This is a genomic window from Microbacterium sp. GCM10027623 (assembly GCF_042666935.1).
Lineage (GTDB): Bacteria > Actinomycetota > Actinomycetes > Actinomycetales > Microbacteriaceae > Microbacterium.
On sequence record NZ_JBHTHE010000001.1, the window covers coordinates 910,080 to 925,400 of the forward strand.

Consider the following 15,321-nt stretch of genomic DNA (forward strand, 5'->3'; position numbering starts at 1 on the left):
GCGGTCTCCTCCGGAACGTGAGCGGTCTCGTCCCGAGCATGTCCCCGTAGTGGCGGGTCCGGCGAGCGCAGACCCGCACTTTCTGGGACATACCCGGTGGGGTGTCCCAGGAACGGCGGGTTCCGGCGGCCCGCACCCGCCGCTTCTGGGACATGCCCGACCAGGTTCTGGGACACAGGACCAGGTTCGAGGACCCACCGGATCCGGTGCCCGGCAACGGCGGATGCCGACGCTCACCCGGCCCGCGGAAACCACACCTCGACGAGCAGTCCGCCCTCGGGGCGCGAGATGAGCCGCAGCGTCGCGCCGTGAGCACGCACGATGCTCTGCACGATCGCGAGGCCCAGCCCGAGCCCGCGATGCTCGACCGGACCGGACTCGCCCGTGGCATCCACCGGCCGGGTGTCCGCCCGCCGGGCGCGACCCCCACCGCGCTGGAACGGCTCGGCCAGCGTCGCGAGAAGCTCGGGGGCGACCGCCGGTCCGCTGTTGGCGATTCCCAGCACCACCGTCGTGGGGGTCGTGAACACGCGCAGATCGATCATTCCGCCGGTGGGCAGGTTGTGCACGATGGCGTTGTGCAGCAGGTTCGCGATGAGCTGCTGCAGCAGCGGAGGCGAGCCGACCACGTGCGCAGGATCGCCCTTCGATTCGATGGCGATGCCGCGACGTTCGGCCAGCGGGAGCAGATTCTCCACCGCCTCCTCCGCGAGCAGGGACAGGTCGACACGCGCGCGTTCGAACGCCTTGCCGTCGGCGCGCGCGAGCAGCAGCAGCGCCTCCGTCAGGTCGATCGCGTGCCCGTTGACCTGATGCAGGCGGGCCAGGACGGCATCGATGTCGCGGTCGGGATCGGCCTGCGCCACTTCGATCTGCGTGCGCATGATCGCCAGCGGTGTGCGCAACTCGTGCGAGGCGTTCGCCGCGAAGCGCTGCTGCTCGGCCACGTGCCCCTCGAGGCGCTCGAGCATCGTGTCGAACACGTCCGCGAGGTCGCGGAACTCGTCGCCCTTGCCCTCCAGGGCGACCCGGTGCGACAGCACGCCCTGGGACGCCAGGCGGGCAGCCTCTCCGATGCGGGTGAGCGGCGCCAGCATCCGTCCGGCGAAGAACCAGCCGACCAGGAAACCGAAGGCGGTCAGCACGACGATCACGATGACCGATCCGGGCACGATGAACTGGAGCAGGAACTGCCGGAGCTGGGACGGGATGGCGGCGTGCAGCAGCTGGTCGAGGGGCGGGAAGAAGTTGCGCAGCAGGACGGCGGCCCAGCCGGCGGCCACCAGCAGCGCCCCCGCCATGCCGAACGAACCGACATAGCTGAGGGTCAGCTTCATCCGGACGCTGACCCCGCGCGGTCTGCCCGTGGCAGGCTGCGTCATCCGTCCGCCTCGATGCGGTATCCGACGCCGGGCACCGTCGTGATCAGCCGAGGCTCACCGAGCCGTTTCCGCAGGGCCGAGACGGTGATGCGCACGGCGTTCGTGAACGGATCGGCGTTCTCGTCCCATGCGCGCTCGAGCAGCTCCTCCGCGCTCACCACCCCTCCGGCCGCGCCGACCAGAACCTCGAGCACCGCGAACTGCTTGCGGGTGAGGGCCACGTACTTCCCGTCGCGGAACACCTCCCGACGGAACGGATCCAGTCGCAGTCCCGCGAGCTCGACGACCGGAGGGCGCGAGTGCGCGCGTCGTCGATCCAGGGCGCGCAGGCGCATGACGAGCTCACGCAGTTCGAACGGCTTGGTCAGATAGTCGTCGGCGCCGAGCTCGAACCCGGAGACCTTGTCATCGAGGCGGTCGGCGGCGGTGAGCATCATGATCGGGATGCCGCTGCCCGACTCCACGATCCAGGCGGCCACCTCGTCGCCCGACGGGCCGGGGATGTCGCGGTCGATCACGGCGAGGTCGTAGGAGTTGATGCTCAGCAGCTCCAGAGCGGTGTCGCCGTCTCCGGCGATGTCGGCGGCGATCGCCTCGAGCCGCAGCCCGTCGCGGAGGGCCTCAGAGAGAAAGGGCTCGTCCTCGACGATCAGCACGCGCATGTGATGGATCCTACGCACCCGCGCATATCGGAAACATATCCGAAACCGCATACGAGGCTGCAACACCCCTCTCGCTGGGATGGAGAGCATGAACACCGCTCTCGCCCGCCCGCACCGCCGTCGCGCGGTGGCCATCGTCACCGCGGCGCTGGTCGTCGCCCTCGTCGCGCTGATCCTGACCGTGCAGCAGGCGCTGCCCACGGCATCCGCTGCTCCGATCTCGCCGGACTCCCCGCCCGTCACGGACTCCGCCACGGTCACGCACTCCGCCACGGCGGCGGACGGATTGATCGGAGACGCTCGGGTGACGGTGTTCGACGACGTGCCCGCGGTCACCGGTCTCGACGACGCACTGCGCGAGGCGCTGCGGCGCGCCGCCCGGGCGGCGGCGTCCGACGGTGTCGAGTTGCGGATCAACAGCGGATGGCGCTCGCCGGCCTACCAGCAGCAGCTGCTGCAGGAGGCGGTGGCGAAGTACGGCTCCGCCGAGGAGGCGGCGCGATGGGTCGCGACCGCCGACACCTCCGAGCACGTCACCGGAGCAGCCGCCGACATCGGCCCCTGGCGGGCCGCGGACTGGCTCGGACGGCGCGGTGCCGACTTCGGGCTGTGCCGGGTCTACGCCAACGAGCCCTGGCACTTCGAGCTGAGGACGGATGCCGCGACGGACGGCTGTCCGCCGATGTACGCCGACCCGACCGAGCGGAGGCGATGACCATGACGATCCTCACCGCGCAGCGCACACCGCGCCTGCAGCACCACCCGCGGTTCACGGGACCCACCCTGCAGCTGCTGCCCGCGGCCGTCGCCGAGAACGTGCGCTGGATGCGGACCGGCGGCCCCGTCATGGCGGTCGTCAAGGCCGACGGCTACGGACACGGCGCGCTGGCCGTGGCCTGCGCGGCCCTCGCCGCCGGGGCGGAATGGCTCGGCGTCACCGCCGTCTCGGAGGGTGCCCGGCTGCGCGACGCCGGCGTCACGGCTCCCATCCTCGCCTGGCTGCACCCGTCGGGAATCGACGCGGAGCTCGCTGCCGCCCACCGGATCGACGTCGCCGTCGGGTCCGTGGACGAGCTCGCCCAGCTGATCGACGACGCCCGGATGCCGGTGCGCGTGCACCTGCATCTCGACACGGGCATGGCGCGCGGCGGCTGCCCGGTGGAGGACTGGCCGACGCTGCTGCGGCTGGCGCATCGGGCTCGCGAGGCCGGTCGCATTGACGTGGTCGGGGTGATGGGCCACCTGCCGGACGCCGACCTCGCCGACCCGCGGGCCGATCTGCCGTGGGTGATGCGCCTGCGTCACGCCCGTGACACGGCTCTGCGCGCCGGTTTCGCGCCGCTGGTGACGCACCTCGGAGCGACCGCCGCCGCACTGCACGACTCGGCCAGCAGGTTCGACCTGGCGAGGATCGGCGCCGGACTGGTCGGCATCGACCCGGCAGGAAGGAGCCGGCTGGCCCAGGCCGGGCGATTCACCGCGCCGGTGGTGCACAGCAGCGTCGTCGATGCCGGCACGCCGATCGGCTATGGGGGCGCCCATGTCACGGAGCGGCGCACCCGCATCTCCGTCATCGGGGTCGGTTACGCCGACGGCATCCCGCGGGAGCTGTCGCCGTCGGCCTCCGTCGAGATCGCGGGCCGACGTCACCGCATCGTCGGCCGGGTCTCGATGGATCAGATCGTCGTCGACACCGGCGACGCCGCCTTCCCGCGGGGCAGCACCGCCACGATCTTCGGCCCGGGAGGCGCGGCTCCAACCGTGCAGGAGTGGGCGGAATGGGCAGGCACCATCCCGCACACGATCGTCACGGGCATCGGATCCCGCGTGGTCAGGAGCGTCGCATGACCCGCGTGGTGGTGATCGGCGGGGGGCAGAGCGCCGAGCACGAGGTGTCACTGGCCGGAGCGGCCGGTGTCGCTGCCGCGCTGCGGGAGACCGGCTTCGCCGTGGAGGGGCTCACGATCGGACGCGACGGATGCTGGTCCCGCGGGCAGGAGCGGCTCGGCGCCTCACCGGTGCTGTCGCTGCAGGGTGCGCTCGCCGTGATGGCCGGCGCGGATGCCGTGTTCCCCGTCGTGCACGGTCCGCTCGGCGAGGACGGTGCGCTCGCCGCGCTCTGCGCCCTGGCCGGCGTCCCGGTCGTCGGCTCGGCGCTGGGCGCCGGCGCCGTCGGCATGGACAAGTGGGTGACGAAGCTGGTGGCGGAGGCCGTCGGCATCCGCACCGCACGCGGCCGACTCGTCGGGCGTGCCGACATCGGCGAGGTGGAGTTCGAGGGGCCCGTCGTGGTCAAGCCGGTCGCGGCAGGGTCGAGTTTCGGGGTGAGTCTGGCGACGGATGCCGCGGGGCTGAGGGACGCGCTCCGACTCGCCGCGCGGTTCGACGACCGGATTCTCATCGAGGAGCTCGTGCACGGCCGGGAGATCGACGTCGCGGTGCTGCGGGAGGCCGGCGGGGTGCGATGGGCGGCCCCGCCGCTGGAGATCCGCACGACGAACGGTGCCGGAGTGTTCGACACGACGGCGAAGTACGACGGCTCGGCGCACTTCACGGTGCCGGCCGACCTCACCCGCAGCCAGCGGGCCGCACTGACGGCCGCGTCGCTGCGGATGTTCGATGCGCTGGGATGCGCGGGGGTCGCACGGGTGGACTTCTTCCTCACCGATGACGGCATCGTGCTGAACGAGGTGAACACGATGCCCGGCCTGACGGACCAGTCGCAGGTGCCGCGCATGTTCGCGGCCGCCGGGGTGGGCTATGGGGAGCTCGTCTCGCGGCTGGTTCAGGCGGCGCTCGCGGATGCGGCATCGGGAGCGGTGGGAGAGGATGCCGCGGCGGTCGACCGGGTCGCTCGCCCCGCCGCCGCCGTGGCCGGGGCATGAGCGCGCGGGGGCGCGAAGGGTGGCCGGACGTCGTCAAGGGCGTCTGCATCATCCTCGTCGTGCTGTGGCACGTCGTCGTCAAGCACAGTTCGGATCTGCCGTGGAGCGGTGCCGGCGGCATCCCCCAGCTGTGGACCCTCGTCAGCGCGCAGCTGCTGCCGCTGCGGATGCCGCTGTTCTTCCTGGTCTCCGGCATGTTCGCGGCGGGGGCGGTACTCGCCCCCGAGCGGTCGCGGCTCGCCGACCGGGCGCTGCGGCTCGGGCTGCTGTATGCGCTGTGGGTGGTCATCCAGACGTTCGCGCTCGCCGCGGCCGGCCCCGAGTTCGACACCGCGCGCGCCACGGATCCGGGCGGGCTGCTGCGGAACCTCACGATCAGCCCGACCAACCTCTGGTACCTGCTCGCCCTCGCGCTGTATCTCGTCCTGGGTCGACTCACCCGCGGTGTGCCGACCGCGGTGCTGCTGCCGGTGGCGTTCGTCGTCTCGGCTTCGGCCGCGGCGGGCATCCTGCCCGACGGGGGAAATCTTTGGCAGGTGGGGCAGAACGTCTTCTTCTTCCTCGCCGGTCTGCGACTGCGTGCGGCGGTGCGTCGTCTCGCGGAGCATCGACCCGGGTGGCGGATCGCGGTCGTGCTCGCCGGGGTCTATGTCGCCGGACTGCTGCTCGTCCGGCTGCTGGGCGCGGCCCAGTGGTTCGGCGTCTGGACGCTGCTGTCGATCCTCGCGGTGGCGGCGGGGGTCGGCATCTGCGCCCTCATCGATCGGTGGGAGCCGGCAGCCGCGCCGCTGCGCTGGATCGGCCGGCGCACCCTGCCGATCTATGTGATCCACATGATCCCGCTCGCCCTGGCCGATCGGATGCTGCGCGGCGTCGACGACTGGGTGTTCAGCGGGCCGATGCTGGCCGTGCTCGAGCCGCTGCTGGTCGTCGCGGTCGTGATCGCCGTGAGTCTGGGCGTGCACGCCCTGCTGATGCGCGTCGGGGCGCGGTGGCTGTTCGACCCGCTGGTGCGGCGGCCCGTTCGGACAGGTTCCCCTCGACAATCGCGTTGAACGAGCGGATGCTGTACGCATGGCGGCTTTCACAGTGGACGGAGCGTTCAGCGGCTTCAGCGTCGACGACATCGATGCGGCCAGCGAGTTCTACGGGAGCACACTCGGGCTCGACGTCAGCGACAACCCGATGGGGTTCCTCGACCTGCGGCTGGCCAGCGGCGGGTCGATCCTCATCTACGCGAAGCCGAATCATGAACCGGCGAGCTTCACGATCCTGAACTTCCCGGTGGCGGACGTGGATGCGGCGGTGGACGACCTCATCGCCCGCGGCGTGCAGACCAAGATCTACAGCGACGCGGAGTTCCCCTCCGATGAGCGCGGCATCGTGCGCGGGGGCGGGCAGGGGCCTGATATCGCGTGGTTCCGAGACCCGGCGGGCAACGTCCTCGCCGTCATGCAGGCCTGAACCGGCATCCGCCCGTCGCCCTCGCCGCGGTCCAGCACGTCAGCCCGGTCACGATCCGCGGACGGATGCCCGATCCGCGGAGGAATACGGCCGAAACGTCGGCTGATCGTGACGAAGTCCGCGGATCGGGACGCCTCGACGACCGAGCCGGCCTACAGCCTGTCGACGCCCGTGACACGGATGACGGCCTCGCCGGCCTCGTCGGAGGCGGCCAGGTCGACCGTCGCCGAGATGCCCCAGTCGTGATCGCCGGCCGGATCGTCCAGGATCTGCCGGACGGTCCACTCCGCGGCGCCGTGCTCGATGAGCAGCAGAGCGGAACTGCGGGCATCCGCTCCCGTGAGGATCTCGTCGTGCTCGGCGTAGTAGGCGTCCAGCGCGTCCGACCAGCCGTCGAACCCGGAATCGAGAGTCTCCAGCCCGTCCAGGTCCTCGCGCGCGGCGAGCTGCACCCGGCGGAACAGCTCGTTGCGCACCAGGATGCGGAACGCCCGCACGTTGGAGGTGAGCCGCTTCGGGGCGGGCGGCACGACGGGCTCATCGCCGTCGAAGCGTCCGTTGTCGACGCCCGCGATGAGCTCCTCCCACTCGTCCAGCAGCGACGAATCGACCTGGCGCACCAGTTCGCCCAGCCACTCGATCAGATCGCGCAGGTCCTCGGTCTTCAGATGCTCGGGGATGGTCTGCGAGGCCGCGCGGAAGGCGTTCGAGAGATATCGCAGCACGACGCCCTCCGACCGCGCCGTCTTGTAGAACGCGACATATTCCCCGAACGACATAGCTCGCTCGTACATGTCGCGGACGACGGACTTCGGACGCAGCTCGAAGTCGCGGATCCACGGCTGCGCGGCGCTGAAGGTCTCGAACGCGGCTGACAGCAGCTCCTCCAGCGGCTTCGGGTACGTGATCTGCTCCAGCAGCTCCATGCGCTCGTCGTACTCGATGCCCTCGGCCTTCATCGCGCCGACTGCCTCGCCGCGGGCGATGAACTCCTGCTGCGACAGGATGGCTCGCGGATCATCCAGCGTCGCCTCCACGACCGAGATCATATCGACCGCGAATTGCGGGGAGTCCGGGTCCAGCAGCTCGAACGCCGCCAGGGCGAAGGGTGACAGCGGCTGGTTCAGAGCGAAGTTCGGCTGCAGGTCGACGGTCAGACGGATGCCGTCGGCGTCGTCCTCGACGATCCCGGACTCCCGCAGCGTGCGGTAGATGCCGAGCGCACGCAGCGCGAGGAGGCGCTGGCGCGCACGCGGCTCGTGATTGTCATATATCAGTGCCCGCATATTGGCGAAGGCGTCGCCACCGCGACCGATCACGTTCAGCATCATGGCGCTGGTGATCTGCATGTGCGAGGTGAGGGTCTCCGGCTCCGAGTCGATCAGCTTGCGGAATGACGGCTCCCCCCACGACACGAAGCCGTCCGGCGCCTTCTTGCGGATGATCTTGCGCTTCTTCTTGACGTCGTCGCCGGCCTTGCGGATCGCGGCGGCGTTCTCGCTCTCATGCTCGGGCGCCTGGGCCACCACCGTTCCGGCGGTGTCGAAGCCGGCACGGCCGGCGCGTCCGGCGATCTGGTGGAACTCGCGGGCGTTCAGCTGCCGCATCCGCTGTCCGTCGAACTTCGTCAGTGCGGTGAGCAGCACCGTGCGGATCGGCACGTTGATCCCGACGCCGAGGGTGTCGGTGCCACAGATCACCCGCAGCATCCCGCGCTGGGCGAGCTGCTCGACGAGCCGACGATACTTCGGCAGCATCCCGGCATGGTGCACCCCGATCCCCATGCGCAGCAGGCGGGAGAGCGTCTTGCCGAACGCCGTGGTGAAACGGAATCCGCCGATCATCTCGGCGATCGCATCACGCTGCTCCCGGGTGGCGACCTTCGCGCTGGCCAGCGCCTGCGCCCGCTCCATGGCCGCGGCCTGCGAGAAGTGCACGATGTAGATCGGCGCCTGGCCCGTGGTCAGGAGATCCTCGATCGTCTCGTGGATCGGCGTCAGCTCGTAGTAGAAGTGCAGCGGCACGGGGCGCTCGACCCCGGTCACCACGGCCGTCTCGCGGTGCGTGCGCCGGGAGAGGTCGGCGGCCAGATCGGTGACGTCGCCGAGCGTCGCCGACATGAGCACGAACTGCGCCTGCGGGAGCGTCAGCAGCGGAACCTGCCAGGCCCAGCCGCGGTCGGGATCGCCGTAGAAGTGGAACTCGTCCATCACGACCTGGCCCACGTCGGCGTCCGGGCCCTCGCGCAGGGCGAGGTTGGCGAGGATCTCCGCCGTGCAGCACACGATCGGGGCATCCGCGTTGACTGACGAGTCGCCGGTGACCATCCCGACGTTCTCCGCGCCGAAGATGTCGACCAGGCTGAAGAACTTCTCGCTCACCAGCGCCTTGATCGGCGCCGTGTAGTAGGAGCGCCGTCCCTCGGACAGGGCGGCGAAGTGGGCGCCGACGGCGACCAGCGACTTGCCCGTGCCCGTGGGCGTGGACAGGATGAGGTTCTGCCCGGACATGATCTCGATGACCGCCTCGTCCTGGGCGGGGTACAGGCTGATGCCGGTCGACTCCGCCCACTCGACGAACGCCGTGTACACGGCATCCGCATCGGCGCCGCGGACGGGAGTGGGATCGAGAAGCATGATGTCTCGATCCTTTCACCTGCCGCGGTGACCGCGGTGCCAGGGGCGGATGCCGGAGGGCGGATGCCGGAGGACGGATGCCGTGGATCGGCCTCCCTGGCAGAGTGGGGCGCATGCCGGCATCCGTGGATCTGGAGTACCCGTTCACCGGGCGGTGGCTGGTGCGGAACAGCCCCGCCGACCGGGTGCCCAGTCACGGCACCACCCGGTTCGCGTCGTCGTACGCGATCGACTTCGTTCCCGTCGACGAGTCCGGACGCACGTCGCCTGTCGGGCTCGCCGCTCTTCTGCGGCCCGAGCCGCCTGAACGGTTCCCCGGATTCGGCCGACCGGTCCTCGCCCCGGTCGACGGCGAAGTGATCGCCGCGCACGATGCCGAGCCCGACCACGCGGCGCATCGCGGTCTGCCGTCGATCCGCTACGCGCTCACCCAGGCGCGTCGAGCGGCCGCGGGCTGGGTCGCCCTGGCCGGCAATCACGTGCTCATCGACGCCGGCGGCATCGTGATCGCCCTCTGCCACCTGCAGGAGGGCAGCATCGCGGTGCGCGTCGGCCAGCGGGTGCGGTGCGGGGACCCGGTGGGGCGCTGCGGCAACTCGGGCAACAGCACCGAGCCGCACGTGCACGTGCAGGCGATCGACAGATCGGTCATCGAACGGGCGAGCGCGGTGCGGGCGACGTTCCGCGGGGCGGTCCCGAGGAACGGCCGGATCGTCGACGCGGGTCCGGGGTCGGAGCGACTCAGACCTTCTTGACGACGCTCGACTTCAGCAGCATGGCGCCGAATCCGTCGATCCGGCAGTCGATGTCGTGACCGTTGACCGGGGTGACGAGGCGGATGCCGCGCACCTTCGTGCCCGCTTTGATGTTGAGCGAGCCCTTGACCTTGACGCCGGTGACGAGGACGACCGTGTCGCCGTCGGCGAGGACGTTGCCGACGGCATCCCGCACGACCTCCGTTTCCGACGCCGCACCCGAAGCCTCGGGCTCCTCGGGCTCCTCGGACTGCGACCACTCGTGGCCGCACATCGGGCAGACGAGCAGGGCGCCCATCTCGTAGGCGTGCTCACTGGAGCACTCGGGGCAGAGGGGAAGCTGGTCGATCATTCTCCCAGGGTATAGCGATATGATGAATTCGTCATATCGTAGGGGTCCGCGGGGTGCGCGGACCGCAGAAGAGAGGATGCCGAGTGCTCAGTGATCCGAACCGCCCCCTCTACGAGGTGAAGGCGGGCCTGTTCAAGGGTCTCGCGCATCCGATCCGCATCCGCATCCTCGAAGTGCTCTCGACCGTGCCCGAGGCGACGGTCACGGAACTGCTGCACGCGGTCGAGCTCGAGCCCTCGCACCTCTCGCAGCACCTGGCCGTGCTCCGCCGCAACCGCCTCGTCGTCTCCGAGCGCCGTGGCAGCCTGGTGCACTACCGGCTCGCCTACCCGCAGGTCGCCGATCTGCTGCGCGTCGCGCGCACACTGCTCGGCGAGATCCTCGAGACCACCCGGGAGCAGCTCGTCGAGCGCGAGCATCTGCCCGACCTTCCCGAGCACGTATGACACTCTCTTCCGGACCGGCTCGTGCCGTGCGGATCATCCGCGACCTCACCGCACTGCTGCCCTCGGCATCCGACTACCGCGACCTGCCGCGCACCTGGCGGGGCGATCTGCTGGCGGGCGTCACGGTCGGCATCGTCGCGCTGCCGCTCGCGCTCGCCTTCGGCGTCAGCTCAGGCGCGGGCGCGGAGAGCGGGCTCATCACGGCCATCGTCGCCGGCGTCGTCGCGGCCGTCTTCGGCGGCTCGCACGTGCAGGTCTCCGGCCCGACCGGCGCGATGGTGGTCGTGCTCGCGCCGATCCTCGCCGTTCACGGCGCGGGTGCGCTCGCCGCGGTGTGTCTGATGGCGGGTCTGATCGTACTGGCCGCGGGAATGCTGCGGATCGGCCGCACCGTGGGGTACATCCCGTGGCCGGTGATCGAGGGGTTCACCCTCGGCATCGCGGTCATCATCTTCCTGCAGCAGGTGCCCACCGCCACCGGCACCGAGCCGGGAGAGAGCACCAACGCCCTCGTCGCCGCCGCCCAATCCCTCGCCGTGGCGTCGTGGCCGAAGCTCGGCTGGTCGCTGCTGCTGGTCGGGATCGTGGTGACGGTGATGCTGGTGTCCCTCAAGCTGCACCCGCGTTTCCCCGGATCGCTGCTGGCCATCGTCATCGCGTCGTTCCTCGCCGCGCTCGCCGGCCTGCCCGTCGACACGATCGGCGCGCTCCCGGTGGGTCTGCCTGCGCCCTCCCTGCCCGGCCTGGACACCGCTACTCTCGCCGCACTCGTGGGTCCCGCCGTGGCCGTCGCCGCGCTCGCCGCGATCGAATCGCTGCTGTCGGCGCGGGTGGCATCGACCATGGCCGACACCGGACCTTACGACGCCGACCGCGAGCTGGTGGGCCAGGGCCTGGCATCCCTCGCCGCCGGACTGTTCGGGGGGATGCCGGCCACGGGGGCGATCGCCCGCACCGCCGTCAACGTGCGCGCCGGCGCGCACACCCGCCTCGCCTCGGTCTCGCACGGAGTCCTCCTGCTGGTCATCGCCCTGATCGGTGCTCCGATCGTCGCGCACATCCCGCTCGCCGCACTCGCCGGCGTGCTCATGGTGACCGCATGCCGCATGATCACGCCGTCGACCGTGCGCACCGTGCTGCGCTCGACGCGCGCCGACGCGATCGTGTTCTGCGTCACGGCGGTCATCACGATCAGCGTCGACCTCATCTACGCCGTGCTCATCGGCCTGCTCGTGGCCGGCTTCTTCGCCCTGCGTCAGCTGGCGAGGGCCAGCGGCGTGCATCGGGACGACCTGCCGGGCGCCGCACAACCGGGTGACGAGCGCATCGCGCTCTTCCGACTCGAGGGGGCGCTGTTCTTCGGCGCGGCGGAACGGATGCTGGAGCGCGTCGCCGAACTGCGCGGCATCGAGGTGGTCGTGATCCGCATGTCGCAGCTGCAGATCCTCGACGCGACCGGAGCCCAGGTGATCACCGAGCTCATCACGTCCCTGGAGCGCCGCGGGGTCACGGTGCTGGTCAAGGGCATCGCGCCGCAGCATCGCGGGCTCGCCGAGCGGGTCGGCGTGCTGGCATCCCTGCGCCACCAGAACCACCTCTTCGACGATCTCGGCACCGCCGTCGGCCACGCCCGCAGCCACGTCGCCCGCGCCGCCGTCTGACCCGACCGCCCGATTCTCAGGTCTCGCACGTCCGCCGCCGGTTCAGGTCTCGTCGCGCAGCTCGCCGTGGATGCGGCGCAGATCCTCCATCAACGAGCCGACGAGGATCCAGTGATCGGATGCCGGTGGCCGCACCACCAGGGGTGCGGTGAGCGCTCGGACCGCCGAGGTCATGGCCTTAGGTTCGGGCGAGGCGTCGGCCGACTGCACGGCGAGGCGCACGTCGTGCCCGGCGCGGCGCAGCTGCTCGGCGATCGCCCGCACCGTGGGGTCGTCGGCGAGCCCGTCGTCGTAATGGTCGAAGTACGCGCGCGTCATGCCGATCACCTGCGTGACCACCGGCGAGAGCTGCTCGTGCAGTCGACGGATCTCCACCAGGTCCTCGCGGTGGCGCGAGCGGCGGGGATTGAGGGAGAGCGATTCCTCGGCGGTCTTCAGGGACTCCTCGGCGGCATCCTTCATCGGGCGCAGCAGCCGCACCTGCACCATGAGCTCCTGCAGCTGCGGACCGGTGCGCACGGACGGCAGCGCGTCGGCCAGGCGGTCGAGCGACGCGGCGACCTCGCCCCCCAGCATCCCGACGTCGCGCCGGGCCGGGGCTGACAGCACCGGCGGCACGATCGCCACATTCACCAGCAGTCCCACGACCGCGCCGATCAGCGTCTCGATGATCCGGTTGACGGCGTAGTCGGGGTTCGACGAGCCGAGGGCCAGCACGAGCATCGCGGAGATCGCGACCTGGTTGCCCGTGCCCGTCGAGGCGCGCAGCGCCCACGCGGCCAGCATCGCCACGACGACGGCCGCGAGCACCACCCAGCTCTGCGCACCGAGCAGCAGGCTCAGCAGCATCGCGATGACGACTCCCGCGATCACGCCGGCGCTGCGCTCCAGCGCCTTCGACAGCGACTGGTTCACGCTCGGCTGCACGACCAGGAGAGCCGCGATGGCGGCGAAGATGGGCGGAGGCCCCGGCAGCAGCAGGCTCGCGATCAGCCAGGCCGCGATCGTCGCCGCGGCCGACTTGAGCACCTGCAGCAGCGGCGCGCGGCGTGCGGAGCGGATCGCCGAGGGGAATCGCATGCGTCAACGGTAGTCGGCCACCGGCTCGGGAGGAGAAATCCGTGATGGGAGGAGGAATCCCGCAGTGAGACTCCTCCCGAGGGCGAGTTCTCCTCCCGAGGGGGCGGAGTGGATGCCGGGCGGGCGTCCTCAGGCGGTCGCGGCTCGCAGCGCGATCTCGATCATGTCGGCGAAGGTCTGCTCGCGCTCCAGGGCCGTGGTCTCCTCGTGCGTGACGAGGTGATCCGACACCGTGCAGATGCTCAGCGCGCGCCGGTGCCGATAGGCCGCCAGGGTGTACAGCGCGCTGGTCTCCATCTCCACGGCCAGGGCGCCGTGTGCGACGAACGGCTCGGTCAGCTCGGGGCGGGTGGAGTGGAACTGGTCGCTCGAGAACAGCAGGCCCACGTGCACGTCGGCATCCAGGGTCAGTTCCTCGGACGCCTCCACGGCTGCGCGCAGCAGCGAGAAGTCGGCGACCGGCGCGTAGTCCAGGCCGTGGAAGCGCACCCGGTTGATGCCCGAGTCGGTGCAGGCGCCGCTGGCGATGATGATGTCGCGCATGCCGACGCGCTCGGTCAGGCCGCCGCACGATCCGACGCGCACGATGGTCTGCACATCGTAGGAGTCGAACAGCTCGTTGGCGTAGATCGCCATGGACGGCTGGCCCATTCCCGATCCCTGCACCGAGACGCGGTGTCCGTTCCAGGTGCCGGTGAAGCCCAGCATCCCGCGCACCTCGCTGTACAGCGCCGCGTCCTCGAGGAAGTTCTCGGCGATCCACTTCGCCCGCAGCGGGTCTCCGGGGAACAGGACGATCGGGGCGATGTCTCCGGGCGCGGCGGCGATGTGGGTGCTCATGGTCCCAGCGTATGTCCGCCCCGAGTGGTTCGATGAGGGCATGGACGTCGAGCGGATGCTGCGCGAGCAGCGGCGGATGCTGTGGGCCACGGCCGCCGGCTTCGTGCTCGGCCTGCTCGCCGGCACCGCCGTGCTGTGGGGTGCGGCGCGTCCGTTCAGCGGCGACGGCTCGGTGATCATCCCGGTGGCCCTGGTCGCGGGAGTCATCGCGGCGGCGGCGTTCGTGGTCAGCACGCGGATGCATCGCCCCGGCGAGACGGGCCCGATGCCGCCGTGGCAGGCCGTCGTCTCGAACATCAGCGCGGCCGCGATCACGCTCGCGCTCGCCGGGGTGACCGGGCTCGGCGTGCTGCTCGCCGGTCAGGTGCTGGCGACCGGACTGCAGGGACTCGAACTGCCGGCCGTCGGCGGGGGAGCCTTCACCGGAATCGCTTCCGCGCTCGGCGGTCGGATGGCGTTCCGCACCGGCATCCGCCTCAGCACCCGGGATGTGGCGTCGCTGCTGTCGGCCTTCCTCGTCATCGGAACCCTGTTCGCGATGCTGACGGCGGCGGACACGAGCTGGTGGGAGCGCAGTTTCTCGCACCTGGGCATCGGTTCCGGCGGGTGGGCGTTCAACGGCACCGTGGTCATCGCAGGTCTGCTGATCGCGACCACCGGCTCGTACCTCGGCCGCGATCTGCATCGGATGCTGGGAGACGCCGCCCTGCCCGGCATCGCCGCCGTGGTGCTCGCCTGGGCCGGCGCCGGGCTCGCCCTCGCCGGGGTGGGTGTGCTGCCCGTCGACCGGGTGCCGCTGGCGCACGCGATCGCCGCGTTCACGACCCTCGCGCTGCTGCTCGCGGCCGCCATCATGGTCACGGCGCTCATGGGGGAGGTGCGGATGCTCCGTGGGGTCACCGTCGTGCTCGTGGTGCTCGTCGCGGGCGCGGTGGTGCTCGCCTTCGGACTGAACGTGCTCTCGGTCGCGGCGTTGGAGGCCGTGGTCGTGGGCCTCGTGCTGCTGTGGCTCACCACGCTCGTGCAGCTGCTCGGTATCCTCGCCCCCGACGTCTCGCGCCCCTCCGCGCGCCGCTCGCCCCTGCGCTGAGTGCGCGTGCCGACCCTGCCGCCGGCCGACGACACCCGCGCTCACCGACGACATACCCACCGGTACGC

Annotated in this window: 15 protein-coding genes; 9 read left to right on the forward strand and 6 right to left on the reverse strand. The window is 70.9% G+C overall.

Annotated elements, in window-relative coordinates; all coding sequences use genetic code 11:
* Positions 1–233: 233 nt before the first annotated feature.
* The gene (locus ACFQY2_RS04145) at positions 234–1,382 is read right to left on the reverse strand and encodes a sensor histidine kinase (RefSeq protein ID WP_378744377.1); all 1,149 of its coding nucleotides are present in this window, start codon (positions 1,380–1,382) and stop codon (positions 234–236) included.
* Positions 1,379–2,044 carry a response regulator transcription factor gene (locus tag ACFQY2_RS04150; RefSeq protein ID WP_378744378.1) on the reverse strand — a complete coding sequence of 222 codons (666 nt, stop codon included), beginning with the start codon at positions 2,042–2,044 and terminating at the stop codon, positions 1,379–1,381. The genes ACFQY2_RS04145 and ACFQY2_RS04150 overlap by 4 nt, the downstream gene beginning before the upstream one ends.
* 88 nt (positions 2,045–2,132) lie before the next feature.
* On the opposite strand from ACFQY2_RS04150, the gene ACFQY2_RS04155 reads away from it, so the two are divergent.
* Genes ACFQY2_RS04155 through ACFQY2_RS04175 form a run of 5 tightly spaced genes read left to right on the forward strand, consistent with a single transcriptional unit; the run spans position 2,133 to position 6,393 of the window.
* Positions 2,133–2,759 carry a M15 family metallopeptidase gene (locus ACFQY2_RS04155; RefSeq protein WP_378744379.1) on the forward strand — a complete coding sequence of 209 codons (627 nt, stop codon included), beginning with the start codon at positions 2,133–2,135 and terminating at the stop codon, positions 2,757–2,759.
* 2 nt (positions 2,760–2,761) lie between these two features.
* Entirely contained in the window at positions 2,762–3,892 is a 1,131-nt protein-coding gene (alr, locus tag ACFQY2_RS04160; protein WP_378744380.1) for an alanine racemase, read from the forward strand.
* Positions 3,889–4,929 (forward strand): D-alanine--D-alanine ligase, encoded by a 1,041-nt coding sequence (locus ACFQY2_RS04165; protein ID WP_378744381.1) that lies wholly within the window; start codon positions 3,889–3,891, stop codon positions 4,927–4,929. Before alr ends, ACFQY2_RS04165 begins: the two co-directional genes overlap by 4 nt.
* Positions 4,926–5,984 carry an acyltransferase family protein gene (locus ACFQY2_RS04170; protein ID WP_378744382.1) on the forward strand — a complete coding sequence of 353 codons (1,059 nt, stop codon included), beginning with the start codon at positions 4,926–4,928 and terminating at the stop codon, positions 5,982–5,984. The genes ACFQY2_RS04165 and ACFQY2_RS04170 overlap by 4 nt, the downstream gene beginning before the upstream one ends.
* 19 nt (positions 5,985–6,003) lie before the next feature.
* Positions 6,004–6,393, forward strand: a complete 390-nt coding sequence (locus ACFQY2_RS04175; protein ID WP_378744383.1) for a VOC family protein — start codon at positions 6,004–6,006, stop codon at positions 6,391–6,393.
* A gap of 152 nt (positions 6,394–6,545) precedes the next feature.
* Here the strand turns inward: ACFQY2_RS04175 and ACFQY2_RS04180 are convergent, their stop codons facing one another.
* Positions 6,546–9,029 carry a DEAD/DEAH box helicase gene (locus ACFQY2_RS04180; protein ID WP_378744384.1) on the reverse strand — a complete coding sequence of 828 codons (2,484 nt, stop codon included), beginning with the start codon at positions 9,027–9,029 and terminating at the stop codon, positions 6,546–6,548.
* 113 nt (positions 9,030–9,142) lie between these two features.
* On the opposite strand from ACFQY2_RS04180, the gene ACFQY2_RS04185 reads away from it, so the two are divergent.
* Complete coding sequence (locus ACFQY2_RS04185; RefSeq protein WP_378744385.1) at positions 9,143–9,784, forward strand: M23 family metallopeptidase; 642 nt, start codon at positions 9,143–9,145, stop codon at positions 9,782–9,784.
* Here ACFQY2_RS04185 and ACFQY2_RS04190 read toward each other — a convergent pair.
* Positions 9,771–10,136, reverse strand: coding sequence for a zinc ribbon domain-containing protein YjdM (locus tag ACFQY2_RS04190; RefSeq protein ID WP_378744386.1), 366 nt, complete (start codon positions 10,134–10,136; stop codon positions 9,771–9,773). The genes ACFQY2_RS04185 and ACFQY2_RS04190 overlap by 14 nt on opposite strands.
* A gap of 83 nt (positions 10,137–10,219) precedes the next feature.
* Between ACFQY2_RS04190 and ACFQY2_RS04195 the strand changes: the two genes are divergently transcribed.
* Both ACFQY2_RS04195 and ACFQY2_RS04200 read left to right on the forward strand, forming a co-directional pair.
* Positions 10,220–10,582: an ArsR/SmtB family transcription factor gene (locus ACFQY2_RS04195; RefSeq protein WP_378744387.1), complete on the forward strand. Its 363-nt coding sequence runs from the start codon at positions 10,220–10,222 to the stop codon at positions 10,580–10,582.
* Positions 10,579–12,243 (forward strand): SulP family inorganic anion transporter, encoded by a 1,665-nt coding sequence (locus ACFQY2_RS04200; protein WP_378744388.1) that lies wholly within the window; start codon positions 10,579–10,581, stop codon positions 12,241–12,243. Before ACFQY2_RS04195 ends, ACFQY2_RS04200 begins: the two co-directional genes overlap by 4 nt.
* Positions 12,244–12,285: 42 nt before the next feature.
* Here ACFQY2_RS04200 and ACFQY2_RS04205 read toward each other — a convergent pair whose 3' ends face one another.
* Both ACFQY2_RS04205 and deoD read right to left on the reverse strand, forming a co-directional pair.
* Positions 12,286–13,323, reverse strand: a complete 1,038-nt coding sequence (locus ACFQY2_RS04205; protein WP_378744390.1) for an aromatic acid exporter family protein — start codon at positions 13,321–13,323, stop codon at positions 12,286–12,288.
* Between the two features lie 129 nt (positions 13,324–13,452).
* Entirely contained in the window at positions 13,453–14,163 is a 711-nt protein-coding gene (deoD, locus tag ACFQY2_RS04210) for a purine-nucleoside phosphorylase (RefSeq protein ID WP_378744391.1), read from the reverse strand.
* Between deoD and ACFQY2_RS04215 the strand changes: the two genes are divergently transcribed.
* A complete protein-coding gene (locus tag ACFQY2_RS04215; protein WP_378744392.1) occupies positions 14,162–15,253 on the forward strand; it encodes a DUF998 domain-containing protein in 1,092 nt (363 codons plus the stop codon). The genes deoD and ACFQY2_RS04215 overlap by 2 nt on opposite strands.
* The last annotated feature ends 68 nt before the right edge of the window (positions 15,254–15,321 follow it).

Bases quoted from the DNA above. Each gene is read 5' to 3' on its own strand.
- ACFQY2_RS04145 (WP_378744377.1), bottom strand. From the start codon at position 1,382: ATGACGCAGCCTGCCACGGGCAGACCGCGCGGGGTCAGCGTCCGGATG.
- ACFQY2_RS04150 (WP_378744378.1), bottom strand. From the start codon at position 2,044: ATGCGCGTGCTGATCGTCGAGGACGAGCCCTTTCTCTCTGAGGCCCTC.
- ACFQY2_RS04155 (WP_378744379.1), top strand. From the start codon at position 2,133: ATGAACACCGCTCTCGCCCGCCCGCACCGCCGTCGCGCGGTGGCCATC.
- alr (WP_378744380.1), top strand. From the start codon at position 2,762: ATGACGATCCTCACCGCGCAGCGCACACCGCGCCTGCAGCACCACCCG.
- ACFQY2_RS04165 (WP_378744381.1), top strand. From the start codon at position 3,889: ATGACCCGCGTGGTGGTGATCGGCGGGGGGCAGAGCGCCGAGCACGAG.
- ACFQY2_RS04170 (WP_378744382.1), top strand. From the start codon at position 4,926: ATGAGCGCGCGGGGGCGCGAAGGGTGGCCGGACGTCGTCAAGGGCGTC.
- ACFQY2_RS04175 (WP_378744383.1), top strand. From the start codon at position 6,004: ATGGCGGCTTTCACAGTGGACGGAGCGTTCAGCGGCTTCAGCGTCGAC.
- ACFQY2_RS04180 (WP_378744384.1), bottom strand. From the start codon at position 9,029: ATGCTTCTCGATCCCACTCCCGTCCGCGGCGCCGATGCGGATGCCGTG.
- ACFQY2_RS04185 (WP_378744385.1), top strand. From the start codon at position 9,143: ATGCCGGCATCCGTGGATCTGGAGTACCCGTTCACCGGGCGGTGGCTG.
- ACFQY2_RS04190 (WP_378744386.1), bottom strand. From the start codon at position 10,136: ATGATCGACCAGCTTCCCCTCTGCCCCGAGTGCTCCAGTGAGCACGCC.
- ACFQY2_RS04200 (WP_378744388.1), top strand. From the start codon at position 10,579: ATGACACTCTCTTCCGGACCGGCTCGTGCCGTGCGGATCATCCGCGAC.
- ACFQY2_RS04205 (WP_378744390.1), bottom strand. From the start codon at position 13,323: ATGCGATTCCCCTCGGCGATCCGCTCCGCACGCCGCGCGCCGCTGCTG.
- ACFQY2_RS04215 (WP_378744392.1), top strand. From the start codon at position 14,162: ATGGTCCCAGCGTATGTCCGCCCCGAGTGGTTCGATGAGGGCATGGAC.
- deoD (WP_378744391.1), bottom strand. From the start codon at position 14,163: ATGAGCACCCACATCGCCGCCGCGCCCGGAGACATCGCCCCGATCGTC.